Below are 25,329 nucleotides of genomic sequence, written 5' to 3'. Positions count from 1 at the left end.
TGAGTATTTGCTCGATATTATTAACTTTTAAATAGGCAGTGAATGCTGCCTTGCCTTAGGCTCATTTTTAAATGAATCCAAGGAAAGGTCAAAATAAGAAAAATTGGAGATCAGCATGATTTTTGAAGGACAAGCAATAAAGGTAGCTGAAAAGTCACCTGGGATTGCCATCGTCACTCTTGATTTACAGGGTGAATCAGTAAATAAATTTAATAGCTTAACTTTGCAAGAATTAGGCGAAGCCGTTTCTGCATTGAAAGTACAACCTGGTTTGAAAGGTGTTGTTTTTGCTAGTGCGAAAGATGTTTTCGTTGTTGGTGCGGACATTACTGAGTTTTCGACTTGGTTTGAATTAGAAGACGAGCTATTGGCTGAAAAACTGCGTGCAGCCCATAAAATCTTCAATGATATTGCTGCTCTTCCATGTCCAACTGTTGCGGCAATTAACGGTGTTGCTCTAGGTGGTGGTTTTGAGCTTTGTTTGGCCTGTGATTACCGTGTCATGGCAGATTCAACTAAAGTTGGTTTACCTGAAACACAATTAGGTATTTATCCAGGTTGGGGCGGTACAGTTCGTTTACCTCGTATTATCGGTGTTGATAATGCTTGTGAATGGATTTGTGGAGCAGGTCAAAAACGTGCCAATGTTGCTTTAAAAGATGGCGCCGTAGATGCAGTTGTTAAGACAGAAAAAGTGTTAGAGTCTGCGCTTCACTTAGTTGAGCAAGCTGCTTCTGGTAAGCTTGACTATATGGCTCGTCGCGAAGAAGAAACGGCACCTATGGTTTTCTCTGCTATTGAGAAAATGATGATTTTTGAATCAGTTCGAGGTGTTGTTGGTGCTAAAGCTGGCAAACATTACCCAGCGCCTATGGCTGCGATTAAATCAGTAGAAAAAAATATCGGTCAAGCTTTTGAAAAAGCTTGTGAAACTGAAATTACTGGTTTTATCAAAATGGCGAAAACGCCAGTTGCTAAATCTCTTGTTAACCTTTTCTTAAGTGATCAGCAAATCAAGAAAACATCTGGCGCTCTAATTAAAGATGCGACACCTGTCAAACAAGCCGCTGTATTAGGTGCCGGTATAATGGGTGGTGGTGTTGCTTACCAGTCTGCTTCTAAAGGCACTCCTATTATTATGAAAGACATTCGCACAGAAGCGATTGATCTTGGCCTGAATGAAGCTACTAAGCTGTTAAATGGACAGGTTTCACGTGGTCGTTTAACTGCTGATAAAGCGATGAAATCTCTAAGCAAAATTGTACCTGCTTTGACCTATGGCGAATTTGAAAATGTTGACCTAGTTGTTGAAGCGGTTGTTGAAAATGTGAATGTTAAAAAGTCAGTATTGGCGGAGACTGAAGGCCATATTGCTGGTGATGCTATTTTGACCTCTAACACTTCGACAATTTCGATTACTGAGCTTGCGACTGCACTTAAACGCCCTGAAAACTTTGTTGGTATGCACTTCTTTAACCCTGTGCATAAAATGCCTTTAGTTGAAGTTATCCGTGGTGAAAAATCTAGTGAAGCCGCTGTTGCGAAAACTGTAGCTTATGCACAAGCAATGGGTAAAACACCAATTGTTGTGAATGACTGCCCAGGCTTTTTAGTTAACCGTGTTCTATTCCCTTATTTTGGTGGTTTTGCTGCCATGATGAAAGAGGGCGCAGATTTCCGTCAAGTGGATAAAGTGATGGAAAAATTTGGTTGGCCAATGGGCCCTGCTTATTTGATGGATGTAGTCGGTATTGATACGGCATACCATGCAGATGAGGTGATGGCACAAGGTTTCCCTGATCGTATGCAGCATGAAGGTGTGAGTGTCATTGATCGCTTGTTTGAACTTGAGCGTTTTGGTCAGAAGAATCAAAAAGGCTTCTACACTTACGAAAATGATCGTAAGGGTAAACCGAAGAAAATTTACAATGAAGAAATCGTTGAGCTTCTAGCGCCGACTGTTGAGTCTCAAACAGAGTTAACAGAAGAAGACATCATTGCTCGTATGATGATTCCGCTATGTATTGAAACTGTTCGCTGCCTTGAAGAGAATATTGTTGCTTCACCAGCTGAAGCTGATATGGGTCTTATCTATGGTATCGGTTTCCCTCCATACCTAGGTGGCGCAATACACTATCTTGACCAAATGGGTCTAGCAGCATTCTGTGAGTTAGCTGATAAGTTCAGACACTTGGGTAAACTTTACCACCCAACAGAGCAAATGCGTGCTATGGCAGCCAATAACGAAACTTACTACGGCAATGCCGCTAAGTAATTCATAGGTCGAGATTAGGAGATAATCCATGAAATTGAATCCAAACGATGTAGTCATCATTGATGCCGTACGCTCACCTATGGGTAAGACGAAAAACGGTGTATTTAGAAATGTACGTGCAGAAAATCTATCTGCTGGTCTAGTAAAGGCTTTGTTCAAACGTAACCCTGGTGTTGACGTAAATGAAGTAGAAGATTTGATCTGGGGTTGTGTTAACCAAACGCTAGAGCAAGGTTTTAATATGGCTCGTGCAGTCGCTCTTATGGGTGGCTTACCTGTAACGTCAGCCGCTCAAACTGTGAACCGTTTATGTGGTTCATCAATGTCTGCAATTCATACTGCTGCTCAAGCTATTATGACAGGTCAAGGAGACGTGTTCGTAGTAGGTGGTGTAGAGCACATGGGCCACGTAGATATGATGCATGGTGTCGATGTTAACCCTGCAATGTCTAAGCATATGGCAAAAGCGTCCATGATGATGGGTGTTACAGCTGAAATGCTAGGTAAGATGCACGGAATTAGCCGTGAAGATCAAGATGCCATGGGTGTACGTTCACACCGTCTTGCTCACGAAGCCACTTTGGCTGGCCGTTTTGATAATGAAATCGTGCCTATTGAAGGACATGATGCAGAAGGTAATAAAATTTTAGTTGAAGTAGATGAGGTTATTCGCCCAGAAACCAATATGGAATCTTTGGGTGGATTACGTCCTGTCTTCATGCCAAAAGGCGGTACAGTAACAGCAGGTACTTCTTCTGCACTGTCTGATGGTGCTTCTGCTATGTTGATGATGTCAGCTAAAAAAGCAGAAGAGCTTGGGGTTACACCTATTGCTCGCGTTAAGAGTATGGCTGTGGCTGGCTGTGATCCAGCGATTATGGGTTATGGACCTGTTCCAGCATCTAAAAAAGCACTGAAACGTGCAGGTTTAACTATCTCTGATATTGAAATTGTTGAGTTGAACGAAGCTTTCGCTGCGCAGGCACTACCTGTAATGAAAGACCTTAAACTACTTAATGATTTAGAAACCAAAGTGAATCTGAATGGCGGTGCTATCGCCCTCGGTCACCCACTGGGTTGTTCAGGTACGCGTATTTCGACAACATTGCTTAATGTGATGAAGGAGAAAGATGCAACACTAGGTCTTGCTACTATGTGTATTGGCATGGGGCAAGGTATTGCAACCGTTTTCGAACGTTTGTAGTTGAAAAAGGGTGCACCCCCGCGCCCAAATTCAATGTTATTGAAAGTCCATCTCTGTCTTTTAGCCCCTCTTTGAGGGGCTTTTTTTTGCTTAGAAAAAGTGCTTATAATTTATTTATTTGAGCTAAAAGTTTAACTTTCAAAAAGGAGTTGTAGTGTGGAGTATCGACAAGCAAGTTTGGGAGACCTTGATGCAATTGCAAATCTACATGCTAAAAGTTGGCAAGAAACTTATATCGGTATTTTGTCTGATAAATACCTAGAGGGAAACGTATTACAAGATAGGCTAGATGTTTGGTGTAAAAGATTAACTAACAAAAATGAGAATCAAACGGTTTTACTTGTTGAAGAGGCTAGTAAATTGCTTGGTTTTATCTGTTTAATGAAAGAGTCCGGTGCAGAAACAATTTTGTTGGATAACCTACATATTGATTCAAGTCATAAAGGCAAAGGTTTAGGAAGGCAACTTATTGATAGGGCTTTATCAAGTTTGGGTGATCTAGAGGGGGTTAGTTTGTATTTAGAGGTGTTAGCAAAAAATAAAAATGCTATTAACTTTTATGAAAAATTAGAAGGTAAACGAACCGAAACCAATGTATGGAATTCTCCTTGTGGTAATAAGGTAGAGGAGTTTGTTTATGTTTGGCCAAGTACGGATGAATTACTTGAGTTATTAAAGCGTAAAGCTGAAGTTAATCAAAAGTAAAGGCTAAATAAATTTATTGGGTGTGATAAATCAAGATAGGTCAGGGCCAATTTATAGAGTAAGGGCAAGAGTAATTAAAAATACTCTTGCCCTTATTTTTTACTTTTCTGTAATTGGCGAAAGCTATTCTTTCACAGGTCTTTGGTACCAAGGGTTAAGTTGATCAGTTATTTGGTAAAGATCATTCTTCTTATTAAGCTTTTGGCCTCCGTCTCTTGTTAGAGGCTGCCAATTGAAGTTAGCTCTACTTGAGTTAGGCTTGATCGTTAAAATATCAAAAGGTACTGTGAAGTAGAATCCTTTGGTGAAGCTACCCTCTCCAAACTCTTCAGCAGACATATCCGTTTTGCTCGCATAAGCTCCAACGATAATGCCACTGTTGAACTGCTTGGAAAAGTCCAGTTGAAAACCAATATCACCTGCTAAGAATTTACCATAATCCAGTTGGAACAAGGTATCTTGTAGAAAACCCCACTCTGGTCTGTAGTAAATAGATGCATGACCCGTTGTTCCTTGTGAGAGCACTTCTTCTGTACTGCTATACTCCCAAGGGCTATTGAAAGTTCCTAACCAAGAATCGGGCTCTCTCTGGGATACAAGGTTCCAATCTAATCCAAGAGCCCAGTTAGCACCTTTTTGACGGTATAAAACTTCACTGCCGACACCTGCAAACATTTGTTCTAAATAGCCAAAGTAAAACTGTTGGTACCAATCTTGACTATATTTTTGGAAATTACTCAGTTGTAAGCTGTTTATATAGGCTTGATTTTCATGAATATACTCTCGCGCTAGCGTCCTCACTCTAGGATTAGAGGTATTATCATCTGGAACTGTATAGTTAAATTTGTCGTAATTATCTAATAGATTGAGGTAAAAACTTGACTCAAGTTGCCAGCTAGGTGATAGCCAATACGAAGAATCTAGTTTTATTCCTATACTGTATAAGTAGAAGTCCTCAGCACTGCCTAAGGTTTGGGTCAGTCCGGGAGCAAAGCCATATTTAAAGTTTTCATCGCTTCCATAGCTTAACTTAGAGCTTGGCAATTTAATCGTTTTAAACTCTGTTATAGCATCTTGAATTTTTGGGTTGATATAGTTCACTTCAGCAAAGTCAGCATGTTTATCACGTGATACTAAGCTACTTTTGACGGGTATATTTTTATTCTTCTCGACAATGGAGTAGTCTTTTATTTTTTCAGGAAGTTCATTAGATAATATTGACGCTGCTTTATCTTGAGCTAGGTACCTATTTCTATATTTTTTCTGCTCAGCGACTAAGGTAAGTTTGGTGTCTTCTAAATAGAATTCGTTTTCGTTGTAACCTGCAATAGTTGATAATTGACTATCTATGGCTTTCCAATCTATTTGATCTGTATCAATACTATTTTGTGTATGATTTAAGTTAGGAGTTTGTAGGTCTTGTGAAAAGGATTTATTTTTAAATAACTGTTTGTTTTCATTGAAATTTGTAGACAGGCTAATACCTAAAGTAACAGTATTACCTCTTTCATAACTAAAACGAGCATCTGCATAATCACTGAGGCCATATACAACGCCAAAGTTCCAAGGGCTATCTTGAACCATTGATATATTGCCGCGTGTGACTGGGGCATCTTGACTATAGTCATTGCCATCGTATTCAAGCTTTAGTCTAAGAGGAGCGTAAAGTGTTTGATATTCAATCCCACCAAAAAGAGAGGCATTACCTTTAAACCACCTTTGTGAATCAATAGTGCCGCCATTATCAGAAAAGCTTGAATCACGATTACAGTAGCTATTACTATAGCTACATAGCGGGTTGGAAATATTACCGCTTTGTCCTAGATAGCCCCAACCTAAGCCTATTGTGAAATCAAATTGTCCATAATTATCTGTTGAAAGATGTTTGGTTGCAGCAATAAATTCACCATCAAATAAGCCTGTTCCACCAATGTCCCTTAAGCCAATTGATGTTTCAGGAAGCCAGTTAGTTTCTTTAAATAATCTTATTTTGGCATCAATCCCTTTATCAGCATACTTAGTGTCTCCACTAAAACCTTCATCATCGCTATAGAGAATATCTTGTACTTCCGTATAACGAATGGTGCTTTCAAACCAAGGCATAAGTTGTAATGAGAAGGAGTAAAACTCATATTCAGAGTTTTGTGTGTAGTTAAATGAAAACTCACCTTCTTCTGCCATTCTGCCGGTTGGCATTTGCATTAATCCAACGCCACCAAAATCCATTTGAGAAACTTTAAGTTTGTGGAGCTCAAATGGAAAAATTACTTCATTCTCTGATGCAAGAACATTTGGACCAAAGAGTAAAATTGTTAAGGGAGTAAGGTAATATTTGGGCATTAATAAACCACGTGATGTTGTAGTAGTTTTAAGAAGCTTTGATTAGTTATCTCTGCATTTTCTATATCTTCATTTAAACCTATATAAATGATAGCGCCTGGTGATAAGTAATATTTACTGTTACTCCAATAGTCTATTTTAGGTGTAATGACTTCTTTATCTGCTTGAATAATTCTAATGTTATCTGTGACGATATCTGTATTTTTATAAAACTCATTTAAGTATTTAGACAGGTTGTAGCCAGGTTTGAGTTTCAGTTTTATGATTTTTTCTGAGTGATTTGGGTCAATTAAAATAAGAAAGTCAGGTCTCTTGGGTAAATAAAGCTGATAGTTTCCTGAGATGATAGGATTAATTCTACTATCAAGTTGTACTTTCTCTAGATCAAGAGATAGCTTCTCCTGCTGAAAGAAATTGAGGCCTTCTATCAGTGTACGTAAGTGAAAAGCACTAGTATGGTTAATTGTTTCTAAGCTTTCTATCAGTTCAATTTTGTTGTTTTGTATTGTAATGTTTTCATAACTGTTTTTCTTGATCAAAGCAGAGCCTAATGTGTAGGCTGAATAATCAGTGTTTTTTTTTGCATCAATTAATAATTGAGAAAGTCTAGGCGCAACCTGATAACTTAAATTAATTTTTTGTTGAGGTATTACAACTTCTAGAGTCTTATTTTTGTTGGCTGTTGCTGATAATGAAGTAAAAAGCAATAAAAGGAATAAGAGGTAGCTGATGTGATTCATTTTAAATAGCATAAATAGTTACTTTTTAGGTAAATTTATTGAGGTAAAAAATCTTTAACAAAACTCATTTCTATTTTATCCATGTTAGGACCAATATATTGAATAGTCTTAACCACTTTTCCGTTTTGATTCAACCAATAATGATTTGTGAAATTAAACTTAAGCTCTGAAAAATTAATCTTTTCTTCAACGTGTTGAGTATCTAATGACCATGAGGACAGGCCAATAGTTTGTTGCTTGTTTAAGCTTGAATTAATTTCAGCTGTAAATTGATATCGATGAGAGGGCATCCAATCATAATATGCTATCCATTTATTAGATTGAATTGAAGGGGCAGGTAAATTCAAACTATTTTCAGATGTTATTACCATAAGGTTATTACTAAAACCTAAAGTTTTAACTATCCTGCCATTTTCGGTAATTATCATAAAGTTGTCAGCAGATACCCATTTTAATCTTTGATAGTTATTTAAATTATTTTCTTCAATTAATGCTAACACCATAAGTATTCTTCGATTGCCATTCAAGCTGACATAGGCGCTATCATATGGGAGTTTTTTAAGTTCATCATCACTGAGTGTTACATCTGTTAGGCTATTAACTGAGGCATTGACAGTACTTGATATGTCACTAAACTTTTGAGAGCAAGCAGATAACAATAAACAGATTAAAAAAGTTGTTGTAATTTTGAATCTAGTGTTTAAACCCATTGATTTTCGCTTTAAAAGTTAATGGTAAAAAGAACAAAAAAAAGCCAGCATAAAGCTGGCTTTTTTTGCAAAAAAGCTTAATTAGTCGTAGTTGTGCTGCTGGAATTAGAATCACTTATGCCAGCTGCAATTGAAATAGCCGCAACAGATGCTGCCACAGTACCTACAGTACCAATAGCCGCTGCGCTAGCTGCTACCGTACCACCAGCTGCTACAGCACCACCAGCTGCTGCACCACCAGCTGCTGCACCACCAGCACCTGCTGCTGCACCAGAACCTGCTGCTGCACCAGAACCTGCTGCACCAGAGCTAGCTGCAGTGCCAGATGCTGCTGAACCTGATCCTGATGCTGCACCTGCAGATTCACCTGCAGCAAAAGTTTGGCTTGCTGCCAATGTCGCAAATAAAGCGAAAGCAAGAGTTTTCATAAGATATCCTTCTATAAACATTTAAGTTCAAAGTTACTTCTATTAGAGCAACCAAACTATTGAATAAAAATACAATTTTATTCTAGTGGATCTTAGATCGTTTTGTAAGCAGGTTGAATTAAATTAATGTGAAAAAGGGTAAAAAATAGCGAGTTAATAGATTTAAACCAATCATTTGTAGGAAAAAAGCCTAAAATCTATGTAACAAAATGTTAGTTGATAGTGCTTCTATTACGTATTAGGCTTTTTTGTTATAACAGGCCTTACTGAAATAAGTATTTTAGATAGTGTAATTATTTCAGTAAGAATATGTTTATTTAGATTAATTCACCTAGCATTTCATCTGAATATGCAGTCAAAGTCTTGTTACAACTTACTTTCTCTATGTAGTCAGGGTTAGCGATAAAGGGTCTGCCTATGGCCAAAAGATCAAATCTATTTTCTTCTATAGCTTGGCTACCTGTTTCAGCGCTAAAGCTGCCAACGCCCACGAGAGTTTTATGATAATGCTTTCTGACATAGCTTGAGGCTCTACCACCTAGATAGTCAAATTCCATCGCATCATCAAAAATACCTATGTGTAAGAAGGCCAAGTCACGTTTTTCAAGCTCAGGTAATAAGTAATCAAACACTTCTTTGTCTTTTGGGTTACCCTCTAGATTAAAGTAAGCACCAGGACTCAGTCTTAGAGCCGTTTTGTTATTTCCAATCCTATTTGTAATTGCATCCACAACATCTAATGCAAAGCGAGACATATTTTCTGGTGTTTTGCCGTAATCGTCACCTCTTTGATTACTTGCATAATGTAAGAATTGATCGATTAGGTAGCCATTCGCACCATGTATTTCAACACCATCAAAGCCAGCATCTATAGCATTAGCAGCAGCCTGTGCATAATCTTTCACAAGTTGCTTGATGTCGTCCTGAGTAGCTGCTTTCGGTGTTTGATAAACCAACTCTCTCATTCTAGGTACAGTACCCTCTACCTTTATAGCCGAAGGTGCTAGTACGTCTGTACCAAAAAAGTGTGAGTGAGCAACTCTACCCGTGTGCCAAAGTTGAGCAAAAATTTTGCCACCTTTTGCATGTACTGCTTGAGTAACTTTTTTCCAGCCTTCTATTTGTGCGCTTGAGTAAAGTCCTGGTGTATTAGGGTAGCCTTGTCCATCAGGGCGAATGATAGTCGCTTCACTGATAATTAGTCCTGCATCAGTGCGTCTAGCATAATAATCAGCCATTTGTTGAGTAGGTACTAAATCATCATCGGCCATGCAGCGGGTAAGAGGCGCCATGAGAATACGGTTTTTTAATTTGATACTGTCGTTTAACGCATATTTTTGAAATAGATTATCAGTCATCTTTTATTCCTATCATTTACCTACTAATCAAATGGGTAGGTGTATATTTTGAATGTTTATTCAAGATATAGGTGTTTGAATGATCATTCAAGACTTATTTTGAATAAGCATTCAAGATGAAGTATTATTTTCTAATTAATCAATAAGTGAGACTAATTCAATGCCACCGGCAAAGTTTGATCGTGAACAAGTGCTAAGGTCTGCAATGAACACTTTTGTTCAAAAAGGCTACAGCAAGACAAGCATGCAGGATTTAACGAAATCTACCGGGCTACACCCAGGTTCAATCTACTGTGCTTTTGAAAATAAACGCGGCTTGCTATTAGCTGCTTTAGCTCAATACAAACAAGATAGTGAGTTAAAGTTTGAAGGGCATTTTTCTCAAGAAGTTGCGGTATTGGATTCTTTAAAGCAATATCTTGATGCAATAGTGTTAGATTGCGCTGATAAAGAGGGTAATAAAGCTTGTCTGCTAACTAGAGCTTTGACTGAAATTGCCGATCAAGATGTGGAAATTAAAAGTGTCATCAGTGATAGCCTCTATGATTGGCAAAAAGCGTTTCAAAATCAATTTGAAATGGCAATTGAAGCTAAGGAACTATCGTCTGAATGTGATATTTCCCACATGTCACGTTATCTTTCTATGGGGATTTATGGACTTAGAACTTTCGCCCAAACTAATACAACTCAAGCCGTTTTACAGGAACTTGCAGATCAGCTTTTTAACGATATAAAACGTCTAACTCTTAGTCATTAGCATAAGACTAAAGGTGCATATCTTTTAAATTTAAAGACTCTATATGATGTTTATGGAATCGAGTTTTTATTTGTATTCAGCAGAATCTAGCTTCATTTGATTAGGATAATAATATGTTTGATGCATTAGTATTGACACAAGAAGATAAAATAACAAAAGCGAAAATTGAACAATTAGAAATTGGCGACCTGCCTTCAGGAGATGCTCTTATTGAAGTGGCTTGTTCATCTCTTAACTATAAAGATGGTTTAGCGATTACAGGAGCAGGTCGAATTATACGAGATTTTCCTATGGTACCTGGAATTGACTTTGCAGGTACGGTTGTCTCTTCAAATGATGCTAGATATCAAGAAGGTGATTCAGTCATTCTTACTGGTTGGGGAGTTGGCGAAAACCATTGGGGTGGTATGGCTAAAATGGCACGAGTTAAAGCTGATTGGTTAGTTCCAATGCCAAAAGGGTGCGATGCAGAAAAAGCAATGATGGTTGGCACAGCAGGTTTAACTGCCATGTTATGTATACAAGCTTTGCAAAATGCCGATGTAAAGCCTGAATCTGGGGAAGTATTAGTGACAGGCGCTAGTGGCGGTGTGGGCTCTGTAGCGGTTAAATTATTGTCAGAGCTAGGCTATCAAGTAGTCGCGTGTTCAGGTCGAGTTGAAGAAAATGGGCCATTGTTAAAAGAACTAGGCGCGAAAGAGGTTATTGACAGACGTGAGTTTGAACAAGAGGCAAAACCACTTGAAAAACAACGCTGGGCAGGTGTCGTAGATACAGTAGGTAATAAAATTTTAGCCAAAGCGCTAGCTCAAATTGATTATGCTGGTGCTGCCGCTATATGTGGTTTGGCAGGTGGTTTTGCTTTACCTACAACGGTTATGCCTTTTATTCTACGTGGCGTTAATTTGTTAGGTATTGATTCTGTTCATTGTCCAACAGAGAAAAGGTTGGCTGCCTGGGAGCAAGTAATGGATATTCTACCTGAGTCTTTTTATCAAGCAGCTTGCCAAAAAATCAGTTTAAAAGATGTGCCTAGTTATGCAGATAAAATCATAAAAGGCCAAGTTACAGGTCGAGTTCTAGTAGCGCTTTAATTCGAAATAGAGCTAAGTCTCATAGCATTCTTAGCTCTATTAAAATTCAATCAAAAGTTTAAAAAATAGTAAGGTGAAATGAATACCGTGAAAAAGCCTGTGAATAACCATAAAGCTTACCATGCACATGTTTATTTTGATGAATCGACATTAGCTTTAGCAAAGCAAATATGTTTACAAGCAGGTGATATTCATAAAGTAAAAGTTGGTAGGTTTCATGAGAAGTTAGTGGGCCCGCATCCTAAATGGAGTTGTCAAATCGCTTTTTCGATAAGTGTTTTTGATATTTTAATTCCTTGGTTGGAAGTAAATAGGCAAGGGCTGAGTGTTTTCGTTCATGGTCTAACGGGAGATGACTTAAAAGATCATACTGAATACGCTTATTGGTTAGGCGAACCAGAAGAGCTTAACCTTGCAATGTTTCGATAAATAAAATGTTCGTACGTTTCCCTTAACAGGTAAAACAACGGGTATAAATTCCGCAACTATTTCTTTCAAACCTTCAGCTCTCCAATTTAAGAATAGCAAGCATTCTCTAGCAGATTAGCTTATTTGAACCATACTTATTTAACGCTTTTAGTCATGACTCTCTACAGCAAGGCTGAGCAGATTTAAATTTAAGGGGTACTTATGAGTAATCAACCAGTCATAGCAAATAATAAACCCATGAAAATTAGCCTAGAGATGGGGCAAGAGTATTACTTCTGCACCTGTGGTCGCTCAACAAAACAGCCTTTTTGTGATGGTTCCCATAAAGGCACAGGCTTTAAGCCCCAAATGTTTAAAGCAGATTCTAATGATGATGCTTATTTGTGTGCTTGCAAACATAGTGCGAATACCCCGTTTTGTGATGGCACTCACAAAGCCTTTGCAAGTGAACAAGTTGGTAAAGCAGGGCCCGGGATACAAACTGAAAAAAATGCGGCTCCAGTAGCTGTAGATACTGAAGAAGAGCCAACATTAGCATTTATTCATCAACTCGCAAGAGAAGGGCTTTCTAAGTTAGGGCACCATGGACCGATGACATCTATGGGGGTTCCAAAACATCTTTTACCTCATTGGGATGATTTGCAAATTATGACAGCGCAAATGGCAACTAAACCTTTGCTTGAAGATGTTCCCGTTTCAACTGAACTTATAGTCGGGCCCAATGCAGATAAGCCACTCATACTCGATATTCCTTTATTTGTTTCAGATATGAGCTTTGGCGCTTTATCTGAAGAGGCTAAGACAGCTTTAGCCATGGGGGCTGAGCTAGCTGGCACAGGTATCTGCTCTGGAGAAGGTGGCATGTTACCAGAAGAACAGGCTGCAAATAGTCGATATTTCTATGAATTAGCCAGTGCTGGTTTTGGCTATCAAGAAGCTTTATTAAAAAGAGTACAGGCGTTTCACTTTAAAGGTGGACAAGGGGCAAAAACTGGCACAGGAGGTCACCTTCCAGATAATAAAAATAAAGGTAAGATTAGTCTGGTACGAGGTATCGCAGAAGGTCAGCCCGCAGTATCTCCACCTACCTTTAAAGATTTACATAGTTTAGATGATTTCAGGCGATTTGCTGATAGAGTAAGGGAAGTAAGTCAAGGTATTCCCGTTGGTTTCAAGTTAAGTGCGAACCATATTGAGGCCGATATGAAATTTGCCTTAGATGCTGGGGCTGATTACATCATATTAGATGGGCGAGGAGGTGGTACAGGGGCCGCGCCAGAAATGTTTCGAGACCATATTAGTGTACCAACGATACCTGCTTTAGCTCGAGCTAGGCGCTTTCTTGACGAGCAAGGAAAGTCAGGTCAAGTTACGCTTATTATTACAGGTGGTATTCGAACTCCCATCGATTTTGTTAAAGCTATGGCGCTTGGTGCAGATGGTGTGGCTGTTTCAAACAGTGCGATGCAATCTATAGGCTGTGTAGCGGCTAGAATCTGCAACACGAATAATTGTCCCGCAGGAATCGCCACTCAAAATGAAGACTTACGTCAAAGGCTCAATGTAGAGAAATCAGCAAAACAGCTAGCAAACTTTTTTAATGCTTCATCCGAGCTAATGGCTGTCATGGCAAGAGCCTGTGGTCATAATCGTCTAAATCAATTTAATAAACATGATTTGGCCACTTGGCATAGGGAAATGGCCCATTTATCTGGGGTTAAATATGCAGGCTTTTCTCACTAATTGTTTAAATGTAAGGTTGGGCTCTAATGGGACCAACCTTTAAATTATTTCTTAGCTTAAAGAGTAACATCTACTTTTTGGTAATTAATCAATATATCTTTGGCAAGCGCTAAGATAAGTTGACGCATTTTCGCAACTGAGTGAGGATAGCCGTCAGCTTCTATCTCTGCTTTGAAAGTGAAGTTATATTTAGGGGAAAGCGCTTGTGTTTCTTGCGTGTTAATAAAACTATAACTCCCAGTCAGTACCACTTTGGAGTCTATCGTGGCATAAAAGTGGTCGATATCAAGTATGAGGCTGACTTGCGTATTAGCCTTAATATCTTGCTGGTTACCTGATGCAATTTTTTCCTTTACTAGCTTTCTTAAATCCTGATCCAGACCTTTTTGAATAGCATCATCTAAGTTCTCAGCCCAAGTATGATAATAAGCATAGCTTAATTCGTGCTCGCTCAACTGCAATACTAGATTAGGTTGCTTTAAGTATTCAGGCAGGCTTAGCTGGACCTCTCTTATTGGACTAAGGTTTGCCAAACCTTGTGTATCAAGTTGCTGATTAAGAATATAATAATGGCTAGTTGGTGTTGGCTGACTATTACAGCCTAATAATAAAACGCTGATAAATATAGGGATGATACGCATTAAATTCATTGTTATTGGCCTGTGTTTGGAGCTTTAAAGGGTTCAATATCAGAAGGCTGATTATCCGAAAAAATTAAGCTATTAGGTCTATTTTTCACCTTATTAAGTAAAGGCTTAAGCTCATGTAAGCTAGATTGAACCGCTTGTAGTGTATTAAGTAACTCGTCGTAGCCTGGTGACCCTTCCGAAAGCCCTTGTGTCATGGTTGAAACCTTTTCAAGCGTATCTTGTAGTTGCTGAGGTAGTTGAGCTTTGTGAGTTTGATCAACTAATGCATTTACTTTATAGCTAGTTTGGTTGAGGTCATTTAATGTTTTACTTAAGTCTTTTAAGACTTGTTGTGTATCTTTTGTCAAAGACTCAAGTGGTAATTTATTAAGTGTATCGATGAAGTCACCCGCTTTATTCGCTATCTGACCTAAGTTGTCTTCTATAGTTGGAATGATTTCATAACCATCTTTAGAGGAAACACTTGTCATAGGGTGCTCAGGAAAATGCTGCAATTCGACAAAAAGGCTGCCAGTGAGTAAGTTACCTGTTGCTAAACTTGCTTTAAGCCCTTTCTTTATCCACTTACGCGTCTGTAGTTTGATTCCTTCAGCGCTTAACTCTGTGTCAGGTAGGCCAACAAGGCCTGGCTCTAAACTCAGTAAAACAGGGATTTTAAGGTCGTCTTCTAACAAAGCTTCATGCTTATTCTTATTAAAGTTTGTATCTAGCACTTTACCAACATGTACGCCTCGATACTCAACTGGAGCGCCAATTTCTAGTCCTCTAATTGAGCTGCTTACGAGCATAATATATTCAACTGTATGCAAATATTTAGTCGCGCTTGCTTGCTCAACATTGGTAAAAATTCTGAACACATCTTCTTGTGTTGCCTGAGGGCCGGGCTCCATTCCTTGAGGTACACCAAAGGTAATACCATTGGTGAGCAAGGTTTCGACATTACCTGTTTGTACACTAATACCATCGCTATTTAGATCTAATCGCAAACCACTGGTATTCCAAAAGCGCGTATTTTTTGTAATTAACTGATGATATGGCTCATTGATGAAAGCATCGTAGTAAACAACCCTTTCTTCAAAGTTAAACTTAACTTTCTCAAAACGGCCAATGGTTAAACCCTTATATATGATGGGGTCACCTGTGGTGAAGGCAAATTCGTCGTCACTGTTTAAAGTGATTCTAAGGCCTGGAGTGCCTGCAGGTGTAATAGGGGGCGTTTCAAGGCCAACAAAATCGTAACGAGACACCTTGCTTTGACCCGGAGAAATTTCAATATGTCCACCAGACAAAATGGTGCTTAAACCTGATATGCCTTCTTTTCCTACTCTTGGTTTTACTACCCAGAAGTTGCTATCTTCTTTGAGTAAAGGATCTGTATTTTTATCAAGGCGAGCTGTTAGTTCAATACTGTCAAACTGATCTGATAGCTTTAGATCTACAACCTTGCCTATGGTGATATCTCTTAGTTTGATTTTAGTAATATCAATCTCAAGACCTTCAGCATTATCAAACGAAATTGTGATTAATGGACCCTGATTACTCCAGTTAAAATAGAGCATCCATAAACCTATTGTGAGGGCGACAAAAGGGACCAGCCAAACTTTTGAAATCGGTCTTGCCTGATCTACTTTGGCAGGTGAAACATATACTTCTGGTGGCATTTTATTTCTCGTTCTCAAATTGATGGACTTGGTTTGCCCACATTAATCTGGGGTCAAAAGACATGGCTGCTAACATTGTGGTGATTACCATACCTGCAAAGGCAACGGCAGCCATGCCTGGGTAAACACTCATTACTTTTCCCATCTGAATAAGGGAGGCTAAAATAGCAACGGCAAAAACATCAACCATAGACCAACGACCTATTAGCTCGGTTATTTTATATAGCTTAAGGTTAATGCGCCTTGAGTCTGTTTTCTTGACGGTGACACTAAGGCACAGCCAAGATAACGCTAAAATCTTTCCAATCGGTACTAATATACTGGCAACAAAAATAACTACCGCGATAGGGTATGTACCTGGTTCCCAAAGAGAAACAACACCACCCAGTATAGTGCTAGCGGTTTCTTGTCCTAACCAATTGGTATACATGATGGGGAGAAAGTTTGCAGGGATATATAAGAGAACACTCGTAATCAGCAAGGCAATTGTATGTTGTATGCTATTACTATTTATAAGATGTAAATGGCGATGACAAGTGCGACATTTAGGGTTGCTCATATCATTTAGTGTTAAGCAGACTGGGCATCCATATTGGTGGTTGTGCTCAGCATTGTCTCTATGATTATCTTTCATGGATTTTTACCTTACGCCAAATCTGATATCTATCAAGCAAAGATAATCCCGCTACTAAGCAAATGATAAAAAAAACATAGCTCCAAAAAGATAAGCCTAAAGTTACCGTTGCTAATGATGATATTTTGATAAAACTAATTAAGGTCGCGACCAAAAAAATTTCAGCCATATTCCAATCAATAAGAAAAAAAACACTTTGTAAAAGTGGCTGGGTATAAGGAAGTAGGCGTTTTTGCTGTAAAGAAACCAGCACATAAATGAGTGAAAGAAGACAAATAGCTGGAATAAGCAGAGTCGTAAAAAATAGCAATATAGCAATACTAAAATAGTCCATTAACACCATATTAAAAATGCTATCGGCGAAACTAATGACATAATCTTTCCCCTGATTACTAAAGTATAGAAAGGGAAAAGGTAAGGCAAAAATAAGAAAAATAAAGCTAGAAATTGAGAGAGCTAAAATCTTATTGTGTGCGCCAAGCAGTCGACGAGTGATCAAGTGGTTACATCTTGGGCAAGAAGCCGTTTGCCCATAATCGAGCTCAGGCAAAGAAATAAGTAAATCACACCCATGACAGGCGATTGTTGAGTCACTTTCTGGTACGTCTTGCGTCAAATTATTCATCTGTTTAAGAGAAAATTCACCTATTTAAACTTTGAGTTAGCTAGCCTAAAGAAAATTTTAAGCTAGTTCAAATTTCTAATAGTGCTTACCTTACTTATCTAGGAGGTAATCGTCTAACTGACTTTATGTTTAGTCTTATCTTAACTGGGTTACCTCAAAACGGTGAACGCTATTGTTACTTATTTTTATCCGGTTAAGTTAGTAAAAACGGTGTAAATAATTAACCAGCCTCATAATTCCATTTATTGTTTTCATGTTATTCAAGTTACTTATACGCCGATATTAATTTAAAGCCTTAAATGTATTTATGAAACTCAGATGTTTTTTAGCTAGTTTAGCTTGTAACCATAGGAGCTGCTCTTAGTTAAGTAAGGTAAAAAGAGTCTCATTTACTTAGTTTATAGCTGACAGTGGTCCTATTTACACAAGCTTGTTGCTTAATTTAATGACTGCTGGGTAAACTAAATTTGGTTTTATATAGGCTATAGTTTATTGCTAAAGCCATTATTAAACGCCTTTAGTGATAACGATAATAAGAGTTTGAAATAGTAATTTATGTCTAATGTCGATCAAGTAAACTCAGACATGGATGATAAAATGAAAAGGATTTTCGATGCCACGCCTGTACCCATGGTACTGTCTCGTCCGGATGGTAGTTTTGAGTACGTCAATAAAGCCATGCTAAACCTATTGGGTTACAGCAAGAGTGAAATCTACCAGACTGATATTATCATTTCCCACCCTGATAATTTTGAAGCAAATAAAACCATTCGTGAGCACCTAAGAAACGATCCTTATAGTAGCGTTGTTATTGAGAAAAAGTATCTGCATAAGTCAGGAAAAACCATAGAAGGCTTATTAACGCTAACCGCTGAACCTGATGAAGAGGGTGCAATTAAAAGAATGATAGCTCAGGTAGTCGATCTGACTGAGCAAAAAAAGACAGATGCCTCTTTATTAATGTTTAAAACCCTGCTCGATAGCTCTAGTGATGCGATTTATGTGATCGATTCAAAAAGCTCTTACATTATTGAGTGTAATCAGCCAGGTTATCTGACGCTTGGTTACCAAAGAGATGAAGTGGTTGGCAAACTTAAAGTATCAGATATTAACCCTAAGATGGCTCGTAAAGGGGCGTGGAAAAAGTTAACGAATGAGTTAAAAGAGTCTAAAAGTATGTTGTTTGAACGTAAAAGCATACATAAAGATGGAACAAGTTTTCCCGTTGAAGTGAACCTTAGTTATATACAGTTTGATTCTCAGTCCTATGTCTTGGCTGTTGTGCGAGATATTAGGCAGCGTAAGGCTGCTGAGAAACTGATTTGGCAACAAGCTAATTACGATCATTTAACCGGCTTACCTAATCGGCGCTTAGTGTCAGATAGAATTCAGCAAGCGATTCATAAAGCCGATCTCAATAGTAGTTATATCACGCTTCTGTATTTAGATTTAGATAGATTTAAAGAAGTGAATGATACCTTTGGGCATGCAAAAGGTGATCAATTATTGATTGATGTAGCCAATAGGTTGAACTTAGCCGTTAAGCAAACTGATACGGTAGCAAGATTAGGCGGTGATGAATTTACTTTAATTTTAACTGATCTGTACAATACAGGTAAGGTCAATAAAGCTGAAGTAGAAACTCTTGCGAATCAAGTTTTGTACAGTCTTAGTCAGCCATTTAAGTTAGATAATGAGCAAGTTTATATCTCAGCCAGTATAGGTATCGCCTTTTATCCTAATGATGTGAGTAACTCTGATGACTTGTTTAAAGCGGCTGATCAAGCCATGTATGCAGCGAAAGCAAAAGGGAAGAACTGTTTTCAATACTTCTCAGCAAGCATGCAAGAAGAGGCTGTCGCAAGAGCGTTATTGGTGAAGGAGTTACACAGAGCTATTGAAGAGAAAGAGTTTAGTCTTGAATATCAGCCTATCGTTGAATTAAAAACAGGAAAGATTTGCAAAGCAGAAGCACTAATTAGATGGCAGCACCCTCAAAAAGGCTTGGTATCTCCCAATGCTTTTATTCCTATGGCTGAAGACACAGGTTTAATTTGTGAAATAGGGGATTGGGTGTTTAAAGAGGTCGCTCAGCAAGTAGCGACTTGGCGCATCAAACTTGATCCAAATTTTCAGCTGAATATTAATACATCGCCTATTCAATATTTAGAAAGTAACTCTTTCTTGGGTAACTGGATGACTTATTTAAATGAGTATAAAGTGCCAGGAGAAGCGCTTACTGTTGAAATAACAGAGCGTATTTTGATGGACTCTCATTCGTTCATTTCAAGAAAATTGGTTAACTTTCAATCTTTAGGCATTGATGTAGCCTTGGATGATTTTGGCATGGGATATTCCTCCTTATCCTATATTAAAAAGTTTGATATCGATTATCTGAAAATAGATCGCTCTTTTGTAAAAAATGTGACGACCAGTATTAACGATAAAGTCCTGTGTGAAGCTATGATAGTCATGGCCCATAAGCTAGGTATTAAAGTCGTCGCAGAAGGAATTGAAACAGAAGAGCAAAGGCGCTGTTTAAAAGATATTGGCTGTGACTATGGCCAAGGCTTTTTGTTTTCGAGGCCTGTTGGTGTTGAAGTCTTTGAACAAAAGATGATTCAAAGTCATTTAGATGCGATTAAACTCTCTAACGGATAAGTTAAGTTTTCAAAAAGATAAACTTAACTGGATAGAAATAAAAAAAGGTAGGGATAACTCTCTACCTTTCTCTAATCAGTTCAGATAGGCCTTTCTAGTGAGTTTTGTACTAGTTTCGGCCTGATAAAACACCACCGTCAACATCCCAAATAGCACCTGTTACCCAGCTTGCTTTTTCGCTCAATAAAAAGCAGATACTGTTGGCAATATCCTCTGGTGTACCAATACGACCAATAGGATGGAAACCATCAAAACCAGCCAATGCATCATCAAGTTCATTTTTATCAATAAAGGAGTGATAAATTGGCGTTTTCACTACGGCTGGCGCAACGGCATTCACCCTAATGTTAAACTCTGATAATTCCATCGCCATATGTTGAGTTAATGCATGTAACCCAGCTTTAGCCATAGAATAGGCGCTAGAAGGGGTCGCTTTAATTGCCTGTTTTGCCCACATCGAGCCAATATGGACTATTGAACCTGATTGATTGGCTATCATGTTTTTAGCAATGGCTTGGCTAATAAAGAAGCTGGCTTTATTTAAGATCATATACTTATCAAAATCAGATGCTTGATGCTCTACAAATGCGGTCGGTTTGAAGTAGCCAGCGGCATTAACAAAATAATCGATAGGGCGTGCTTGCTCTGTAATTGCATTAATTAAAGTGCTAACGTCCTCTTCCTGATAAAGGTTAACTTGCAACGTCTTTACTTGAATTGCATGGTTAATTTGATTCAGTTCTGCCTTTGCAGCGGCTAACTTATCCTGAGAACTGGAGGCAATAATTAAATCACAACCTTGGGTTGCAAGTTGCTTTGCCGTAGCTAAACCCATACCGCTGGAACCGCCTAAAATAAAGGCTAAAGGTGTATTTGCTTGTGTCATAATAACTCTCCTAATTAGGTCTTGTTAAAGATTATTTAGTTAGCTTAAATGGAGAGCTAGCGGCTTGAAAACCAAGCACAAATTGGTTCTATAGGTACTTTTTGGTATATCTTGATGAAAACATTAGAAAATAAAATTAGTCGAAAAAAAGCCCCAGAAAATAGCGCACGTATGGTGGAGACTATATATGGCTGTAAATGGTCTTTGACCGTGTATCAACTGTTAAAAGAAGGGGTTAATCGCCCAGGTAAAATGGTAAAAAGTGTAGAGGGACTCAGCACCAAAGTACTGAATGAGTGCCTTAGAAAAAATACGGACTTTGGTATATTAGAACGCATAAGTTTTAATGAAGTGCCACCAAGAGTGGAGTATCAAGTGACAGAGTTTGGACAAAAATTCATTCGTATTCTAGATGAACTTGAGCAGCTGCAAGACGAAATCAATCAACTGAATTGAGCATTGTTATTGTTTTAAAAAAAACTGTTTGACCTTAGACCTATCTCCAAGCCTTAAAATCAATTTCTAGAATAATACCCAGAATTGGTTTTAACCATGGATTCTATGTGGAGTACCTATGAAAATTAAATCGAACACCCTTATCTTGGCTGCAGCACTTGTTAGTTCTCAAGCTTTTGCAGCAACCATAGACCTTTATAAATCTGCGAACTGTGGCTGTTGCGCTGCATGGGCGAAAATAATGGAGAAAAACGGTCATGAAGTGACTGTTCATGCTGATAAGGATTGGTCAAACGTTCGTCAAAGTCATGGTCTACCTTATCAACTAGGATCTTGTCATACGGCAATTATTGAAGGCTATCTTATCGAGGGGCATGTACCTCAAGCAGAAATAGAAAGATTACTAAAAGAGAAGCCAACAAATATTGCCGGCCTTTCTGCTCCTGGCATGCCCATGCATTCCCCTGGCATGGCAAAAGAAGGTGCTCCCTTTAAAGACTTCCAAGTAATAGCTTTTGATAAGTCAGGCAAAACTAGCTTATATCGTCAATATTAATGCCGAATAACTAGCATCTATAATCTAGCCTTATCTTGGAGTCTAACTAAGATAAGGCTATTTTATTGCCTGAATAATACTTCTCAGCTTGGCTGGTTTAACCGGCTTTGGTAAATAGTTTACTTTTTGTTGCTGGCAATCTTGGATCAATTTAGGGTCGCGCATTGCTGTGATTAACACGGCTGGAATATTGCTTTCAAATTTATCTCGAATTGCCTTAATCAGAGCTAATCCATCTAAATCTTGACCAAGCTGATAATCCACTAATAAAAGGTCGGGGGCTTGTTCTTGAGCTAAGGCTGATTGAACCTTTGTAAAACAGAAGACAGGGTGCTGCCAGCGTTCGAGTAGTGATTGCATCGCATCTAAATTGTTTGGGTCATCATCAATACACCAAGCTGTGATTTGATGCTTAGCTTCAAATGTTGTCTTGATAGTCGCGCTTGCCTGTTGTTCTAACTCTTCTTGCTCTTTTGCTAGCGGGACTTTAATACTGAAGCAGCTACCAGAGTTGACTTTAGATCTAACTTCACTTGTAAGGCCTAAAACGTTTTGCATGCGTTTTACTAATCCAAGCCCAAGACCAATGCCTTCTTCATTCGTATTTTGCCAACGATAAAAGTCTTCAAAAATATGGCTTTGTTCTTGGATGGGTATACCCACACCTGTGTCCCATACTTGAATTAATAAGTGATCATTGCGTTTACGACAGGCAATCAGCACCTTACCTTCTTGAGTATATTTGACCGCATTAGAAACAAAGTTTTGAATAATACGTCTTAGATACAAGGGGTCACTATGTACCTTATGTTTGCCTATATGGCTTTTAAGTAAGACATTTTTATCTTCAGCAATCACTGAAAACTCATTGACGATAGGCTGTAGTAAATCATTCAAATTGATATCAATCAGCACTGGCTTAATTGCTCCTTGATCAAAGCGCGCTATCTCTAATAGCGTGGATATCAAGGTCTCAGTAGATTGTACTGACTCATTGAGCTTATCAACAATTGACTGAGTTGAACTCTCCAGCGACTCAGCATCTAAAGCGCCTAAATAAAGCCTAGCAGCATTCAAGGGCTGTAAAATATCATGGCTGGCTAAGGCTAAAAACTCAGTTTTAGTATGGTTAGCTTTTTCTGCTTCTGCTTTTGCCTTAATCAGTTCTAACTCTGCTTTCGCCCTGCGATTGATCTCTTGAATAAGCTCTTGGTTGACGCTCTTTACTTCATCAGATCGAGCTTGCACTCGGTTCTGTAAGTCTATATTGGCTTCTTTAAGGGCATGTTGGCTTTCAATATGTTCGGTAACATCGGTGAAACTGGTAACAAAACCGCCTTCTGGTAAAGGGTTACCTAACATTTCAATGACTCTGCCGTTTGCTCTTCTTCGTAAGAATCTGTGTTGGCTAGCATTGCGTAAATGGGTTAATCGTTTTTGTACTAAGGTTTCAACATCACCAAAACCACACTCTCCGTTTTGTGCATTAAAACGAATCAAACTTTCGATTGGTACGCCAACTTTGAGTAGGTTATCAGGGTAATGGTATAGCTCGGCATAGGTTTTGTTCCAAGCAACCAGTTGTAATTCTTTATCTATGACACTGATACCTTGGGCAAGATTGTCCATAGAGACAAAGAGCAAATTTTGGTTAAACTGAATGGCTTGGGTGGCTTCATCGAGATAGGTCACCATCTCTTCGACCTTCATTCTTTTACCTACCATGACAGAATTGATAATGGTTCTTGCTGATGATCCACCAAATACACCACCTAGGATACGCTCACAAAAGTCGATAAATTGACGGTCAGGAGAATCCTTTTCTAATAAGGTAAAATTATGCTGTTCTTGATATTCAAATAATATTTGTTGGCTTCTCTGTTTACCTAAAAAGGTTTCCAGTAAAACAATGAGGTCGCCGTTTTGTGCCAGTGATTTAGGCTTAATAAAACGACCTTCAAGTTCAGAGGTCGGGCTGACAAAGGCCGTTGCTTGGATTCTATCTATGAGCCTTTCGCTAGCAAGAAGGGAGCCTGCAATATAGCCAACAATATTGGCGATGAGGCTAATACATGCTCCTAAGGAAATAACTTCAGCACGGGTTTCAAAATTGTGGCTTGACCACTCTTGTACGCCAAGCAAGGGGAAAATAAGCCAGAGTAGCCAAAAAACAAAACCTAGCCCAAAGCCTGTATAGACACCAACTGCATGCCCACGACGCCAGTACAAGCCGCCAATTACAGCGGGTACCAGCTGTAATACGAGAGAGAAGGCTAATAAGCCTGTGCCCGCTAAAGACTCGCTAGTGGCCATCTCTTGGTAGTAGAGGTAAGACAAGATAAGAATGGCGGCAATAACAAAACGCCTAATATGTAGCATTTTCTTGTGATAAAGCGGTTGCGCCTGATTTCGAGAGGAGGCTCTGGCCAACATAATTGGCAGAATGACATCGTTCGAAATCATAATACTTAACGAGAAGGTGGCAATGATGATCATTGCGGTGGTAGCCGATAAACCACCGAGGAAAATCAATACTTCTAAAAAGGTGTTATCAGAGGCTATGGCAAACTGAATGACATAAGTATCTGCATTTGTATCTACACCAAATAAGTTTTGGCCTGTCATGGCGATGGGAGGAATGAGTATGGCAAATATGGTCAAGTAAATAGGAAAAATCCAACGGGCCATATTCAGTTGTTTTTTCTCTTGATGGTCAACAACGGTAACGTGAAATTGCCTTGGTAAACAGATAACAGCGGCAGCGCCCATCAAGGTCTGCATGAGAAAGCTGAAAGAAAGGAAGTCATCTGTTTGCCAAACTTGAGAATTAAAAGTGTGCTCAAGTGTTTGTGAGATTGAAACACTGTCTTGGTCATTGAGTAGGATTATGGCAATAAAACCAACGCCAATAATCGCGAAAAGTTTGAACAAAGACTCAACCGCAATGGCTAGCATCATACCTGATCTATATTCAGTCACCTCAATTTTACGGGTACCAAATATCACCGCAAAAATGCCCACTGAAATTGTTGCAATCAGCACAATAGCAGAGGAAGAAACACCTTCTTGATTTACGAATAAGCTGAAGTTTGAACCTATTGCTTTAAGTTGCAGCGAAATATAAGGAATGATTGCCAACATGGCGATCATGATGACCAGAGGTGCTGTTAAAGGGCGTTTACCATAGCGGGAAGAAATGAAATCCGCGATCGAGGTGATGTTTTGTTTGTGGCTAACAAAGGTGAGTTTTTTTAAAAAAGGAAATGCAAATAAATAGAGTAATACTGGGCCTAATAGAATAGGAAGATAGCTCCAACCAAAGCGAGCGGCTTCACCCACAGCGCCATAAAAGGTCCAAGCGGTGCAATATATAGCCAAAGACAGGCTGTAAACCACAGGGTGCCGAGTTAGCTGTTT

The 25,329-nt window shown here is 38.7% G+C and carries 21 protein-coding genes; 10 read left to right on the top strand and 11 right to left on the bottom strand.

The features are described from left to right. The first annotated feature begins 115 nt into the window (after positions 1–115). The 3 genes from fadB to OA91_RS01025 all read left to right on the top strand — a co-directional run bounded on the left by fadB (position 116) and on the right by OA91_RS01025 (position 4,184). Positions 116–2,275 carry a fatty acid oxidation complex subunit alpha FadB gene (gene fadB / locus OA91_RS01035; protein WP_063338414.1) on the top strand — a complete coding sequence of 720 codons (2,160 nt, stop codon included), beginning with the start codon at positions 116–118 and terminating at the stop codon, positions 2,273–2,275. Between the two features lie 28 nt (positions 2,276–2,303). After that, positions 2,304–3,479 carry an acetyl-CoA C-acyltransferase FadA gene (gene fadA / locus OA91_RS01030; RefSeq protein WP_046016102.1) on the top strand — a complete coding sequence of 392 codons (1,176 nt, stop codon included), beginning with the start codon at positions 2,304–2,306 and terminating at the stop codon, positions 3,477–3,479. Positions 3,480–3,635: 156 nt separating this feature from the next. Further along, positions 3,636–4,184: a GNAT family N-acetyltransferase gene (locus OA91_RS01025; RefSeq protein WP_063338415.1), complete on the top strand. Its 549-nt coding sequence runs from the start codon at positions 3,636–3,638 to the stop codon at positions 4,182–4,184. A 123-nt stretch (positions 4,185–4,307) separates the two neighbouring features. On the opposite strand, the gene OA91_RS01020 is transcribed toward OA91_RS01025, so the two are convergent. From OA91_RS01020 to OA91_RS01000, 5 genes are all read right to left on the bottom strand, one after another. Then, positions 4,308–6,524, bottom strand: coding sequence for a YjbH domain-containing protein (locus OA91_RS01020; RefSeq protein WP_063338416.1), 2,217 nt, complete (start codon positions 6,522–6,524; stop codon positions 4,308–4,310). Next, positions 6,524–7,276 (bottom strand): capsule biosynthesis GfcC D2 domain-containing protein, encoded by a 753-nt coding sequence (locus OA91_RS01015; RefSeq protein ID WP_063338417.1) that lies wholly within the window; start codon positions 7,274–7,276, stop codon positions 6,524–6,526. The genes OA91_RS01020 and OA91_RS01015 overlap by 1 nt, the downstream gene beginning before the upstream one ends. A 23-nt stretch (positions 7,277–7,299) precedes the next feature. Continuing rightward, positions 7,300–7,974 carry a YjbF family lipoprotein gene (locus OA91_RS01010; protein WP_063338418.1) on the bottom strand — a complete coding sequence of 225 codons (675 nt, stop codon included), beginning with the start codon at positions 7,972–7,974 and terminating at the stop codon, positions 7,300–7,302. 77 nt (positions 7,975–8,051) lie between these two features. After that, positions 8,052–8,402 carry a hypothetical protein gene (locus OA91_RS24180; RefSeq protein ID WP_063338419.1) on the bottom strand — a complete coding sequence of 117 codons (351 nt, stop codon included), beginning with the start codon at positions 8,400–8,402 and terminating at the stop codon, positions 8,052–8,054. 317 nt (positions 8,403–8,719) lie between these two features. Continuing rightward, the gene (locus OA91_RS01000; RefSeq protein ID WP_063338420.1) at positions 8,720–9,760 is read right to left on the bottom strand and encodes an alkene reductase; all 1,041 of its coding nucleotides are present in this window, start codon (positions 9,758–9,760) and stop codon (positions 8,720–8,722) included. A 160-nt stretch (positions 9,761–9,920) separates the two neighbouring features. Between OA91_RS01000 and OA91_RS00995 the strand changes: the two genes are divergently transcribed. The 4 genes from OA91_RS00995 to OA91_RS00980 all read left to right on the top strand — a co-directional run bounded on the left by OA91_RS00995 (position 9,921) and on the right by OA91_RS00980 (position 13,783). Continuing rightward, positions 9,921–10,517, top strand: coding sequence for a TetR/AcrR family transcriptional regulator (locus OA91_RS00995; protein ID WP_063338421.1), 597 nt, complete (start codon positions 9,921–9,923; stop codon positions 10,515–10,517). A 113-nt stretch (positions 10,518–10,630) separates the two neighbouring features. Then, positions 10,631–11,611: an MDR family oxidoreductase gene (locus OA91_RS00990; RefSeq protein WP_063338422.1), complete on the top strand. Its 981-nt coding sequence runs from the start codon at positions 10,631–10,633 to the stop codon at positions 11,609–11,611. 78 nt (positions 11,612–11,689) lie between these two features. Continuing rightward, positions 11,690–12,040, top strand: a complete 351-nt coding sequence (locus tag OA91_RS00985) for a DOPA 4,5-dioxygenase family protein (protein WP_063338423.1) — start codon at positions 11,690–11,692, stop codon at positions 12,038–12,040. 201 nt (positions 12,041–12,241) lie between these two features. Beyond that, positions 12,242–13,783, top strand: coding sequence for a glutamate synthase-related protein (locus OA91_RS00980; protein WP_063338424.1), 1,542 nt, complete (start codon positions 12,242–12,244; stop codon positions 13,781–13,783). A 56-nt stretch (positions 13,784–13,839) separates the two neighbouring features. On the opposite strand, the gene OA91_RS00975 is transcribed toward OA91_RS00980, so the two are convergent. From OA91_RS00975 to OA91_RS23965, 4 genes are read right to left on the bottom strand one after another with little or no spacing between them, the layout of a single operon-like run. Beyond that, the gene (locus OA91_RS00975) at positions 13,840–14,433 is read right to left on the bottom strand and encodes a PqiC family protein (RefSeq protein ID WP_063338425.1); all 594 of its coding nucleotides are present in this window, start codon (positions 14,431–14,433) and stop codon (positions 13,840–13,842) included. Between the two features lie 2 nt (positions 14,434–14,435). Next, the gene (gene pqiB, locus OA91_RS00970; protein ID WP_063338426.1) at positions 14,436–16,094 is read right to left on the bottom strand and encodes an intermembrane transport protein PqiB; all 1,659 of its coding nucleotides are present in this window, start codon (positions 16,092–16,094) and stop codon (positions 14,436–14,438) included. Position 16,095: 1 nt separating this feature from the next. Further along, positions 16,096–16,728 (bottom strand): paraquat-inducible protein A, encoded by a 633-nt coding sequence (locus OA91_RS23970; RefSeq protein ID WP_157203828.1) that lies wholly within the window; start codon positions 16,726–16,728, stop codon positions 16,096–16,098. Next, a complete protein-coding gene (locus tag OA91_RS23965; protein ID WP_082827722.1) occupies positions 16,718–17,353 on the bottom strand; it encodes a paraquat-inducible protein A in 636 nt (211 codons plus the stop codon). The genes OA91_RS23970 and OA91_RS23965 overlap by 11 nt, the downstream gene beginning before the upstream one ends. A 597-nt stretch (positions 17,354–17,950) precedes the next feature. On the opposite strand from OA91_RS23965, the gene OA91_RS00960 reads away from it, so the two are divergent. Then, positions 17,951–20,014: a sensor domain-containing protein gene (locus tag OA91_RS00960; protein ID WP_197477687.1), complete on the top strand. Its 2,064-nt coding sequence runs from the start codon at positions 17,951–17,953 to the stop codon at positions 20,012–20,014. 109 nt (positions 20,015–20,123) lie between these two features. On the opposite strand, the gene OA91_RS00955 is transcribed toward OA91_RS00960, so the two are convergent. After that, positions 20,124–20,900, bottom strand: coding sequence for an SDR family NAD(P)-dependent oxidoreductase (locus OA91_RS00955; RefSeq protein ID WP_046016115.1), 777 nt, complete (start codon positions 20,898–20,900; stop codon positions 20,124–20,126). Between the two features lie 114 nt (positions 20,901–21,014). Here OA91_RS00955 and OA91_RS00950 point away from each other — a divergent pair, with 114 nt between their 5' ends. Together OA91_RS00950 and OA91_RS00945 are read left to right on the top strand one after the other, a co-directional pair. Continuing rightward, positions 21,015–21,356 carry a winged helix-turn-helix transcriptional regulator gene (locus tag OA91_RS00950; RefSeq protein WP_046016116.1) on the top strand — a complete coding sequence of 114 codons (342 nt, stop codon included), beginning with the start codon at positions 21,015–21,017 and terminating at the stop codon, positions 21,354–21,356. A 118-nt stretch (positions 21,357–21,474) separates the two neighbouring features. After that, positions 21,475–21,912 carry a DUF411 domain-containing protein gene (locus OA91_RS00945; RefSeq protein ID WP_063338428.1) on the top strand — a complete coding sequence of 146 codons (438 nt, stop codon included), beginning with the start codon at positions 21,475–21,477 and terminating at the stop codon, positions 21,910–21,912. A gap of 57 nt (positions 21,913–21,969) precedes the next feature. Here the strand turns inward: OA91_RS00945 and OA91_RS00940 are convergent, their stop codons facing one another. Continuing rightward, on the bottom strand, positions 21,970–25,290 hold the full coding sequence (locus OA91_RS00940) for a hybrid sensor histidine kinase/response regulator (protein ID WP_231870277.1): 3,321 nt from the start codon (positions 25,288–25,290) through the stop codon (positions 21,970–21,972). Positions 25,291–25,329: the final 39 nt, after the last annotated feature.

Origin of the sequence: Marinomonas sp. SBI8L (genome assembly GCF_001624705.1) — a bacterium.
Lineage (GTDB): Bacteria > Pseudomonadota > Gammaproteobacteria > Pseudomonadales > Marinomonadaceae > Marinomonas.
Note: the sequence above shows the minus strand (reverse complement) of the source record. Positions and strands in the feature narration are given on the sequence as shown.

Coding starts and splice junctions, on each gene's coding strand:
- fadB (WP_063338414.1), top strand. CDS start 116: ATGATTTTTGAAGGACAAGCAATAAAGGTAGCTGAAAAGTCACCTGGG.
- fadA (WP_046016102.1), top strand. CDS start 2,304: ATGAAATTGAATCCAAACGATGTAGTCATCATTGATGCCGTACGCTCA.
- OA91_RS01020 (WP_063338416.1), bottom strand. CDS start 6,524: ATGCCCAAATATTACCTTACTCCCTTAACAATTTTACTCTTTGGTCCA.
- OA91_RS01015 (WP_063338417.1), bottom strand. CDS start 7,276: ATGCTATTTAAAATGAATCACATCAGCTACCTCTTATTCCTTTTATTG.
- OA91_RS01010 (WP_063338418.1), bottom strand. CDS start 7,974: ATGGGTTTAAACACTAGATTCAAAATTACAACAACTTTTTTAATCTGT.
- OA91_RS24180 (WP_063338419.1), bottom strand. CDS start 8,402: ATGAAAACTCTTGCTTTCGCTTTATTTGCGACATTGGCAGCAAGCCAA.
- OA91_RS01000 (WP_063338420.1), bottom strand. CDS start 9,760: ATGACTGATAATCTATTTCAAAAATATGCGTTAAACGACAGTATCAAA.
- OA91_RS00995 (WP_063338421.1), top strand. CDS start 9,921: ATGCCACCGGCAAAGTTTGATCGTGAACAAGTGCTAAGGTCTGCAATG.
- OA91_RS00990 (WP_063338422.1), top strand. CDS start 10,631: ATGTTTGATGCATTAGTATTGACACAAGAAGATAAAATAACAAAAGCG.
- OA91_RS00985 (WP_063338423.1), top strand. CDS start 11,690: ATGAATACCGTGAAAAAGCCTGTGAATAACCATAAAGCTTACCATGCA.
- OA91_RS00980 (WP_063338424.1), top strand. CDS start 12,242: ATGAGTAATCAACCAGTCATAGCAAATAATAAACCCATGAAAATTAGC.
- OA91_RS00975 (WP_063338425.1), bottom strand. CDS start 14,433: ATGAATTTAATGCGTATCATCCCTATATTTATCAGCGTTTTATTATTA.
- pqiB (WP_063338426.1), bottom strand. CDS start 16,094: ATGCCACCAGAAGTATATGTTTCACCTGCCAAAGTAGATCAGGCAAGA.
- OA91_RS23970 (WP_157203828.1), bottom strand. CDS start 16,728: ATGAAAGATAATCATAGAGACAATGCTGAGCACAACCACCAATATGGA.
- OA91_RS23965 (WP_082827722.1), bottom strand. CDS start 17,353: ATGAATAATTTGACGCAAGACGTACCAGAAAGTGACTCAACAATCGCC.
- OA91_RS00960 (WP_197477687.1), top strand. CDS start 17,951: ATGAAAAGGATTTTCGATGCCACGCCTGTACCCATGGTACTGTCTCGT.
- OA91_RS00955 (WP_046016115.1), bottom strand. CDS start 20,900: ATGACACAAGCAAATACACCTTTAGCCTTTATTTTAGGCGGTTCCAGC.
- OA91_RS00950 (WP_046016116.1), top strand. CDS start 21,015: ATGAAAACATTAGAAAATAAAATTAGTCGAAAAAAAGCCCCAGAAAAT.
- OA91_RS00945 (WP_063338428.1), top strand. CDS start 21,475: ATGAAAATTAAATCGAACACCCTTATCTTGGCTGCAGCACTTGTTAGT.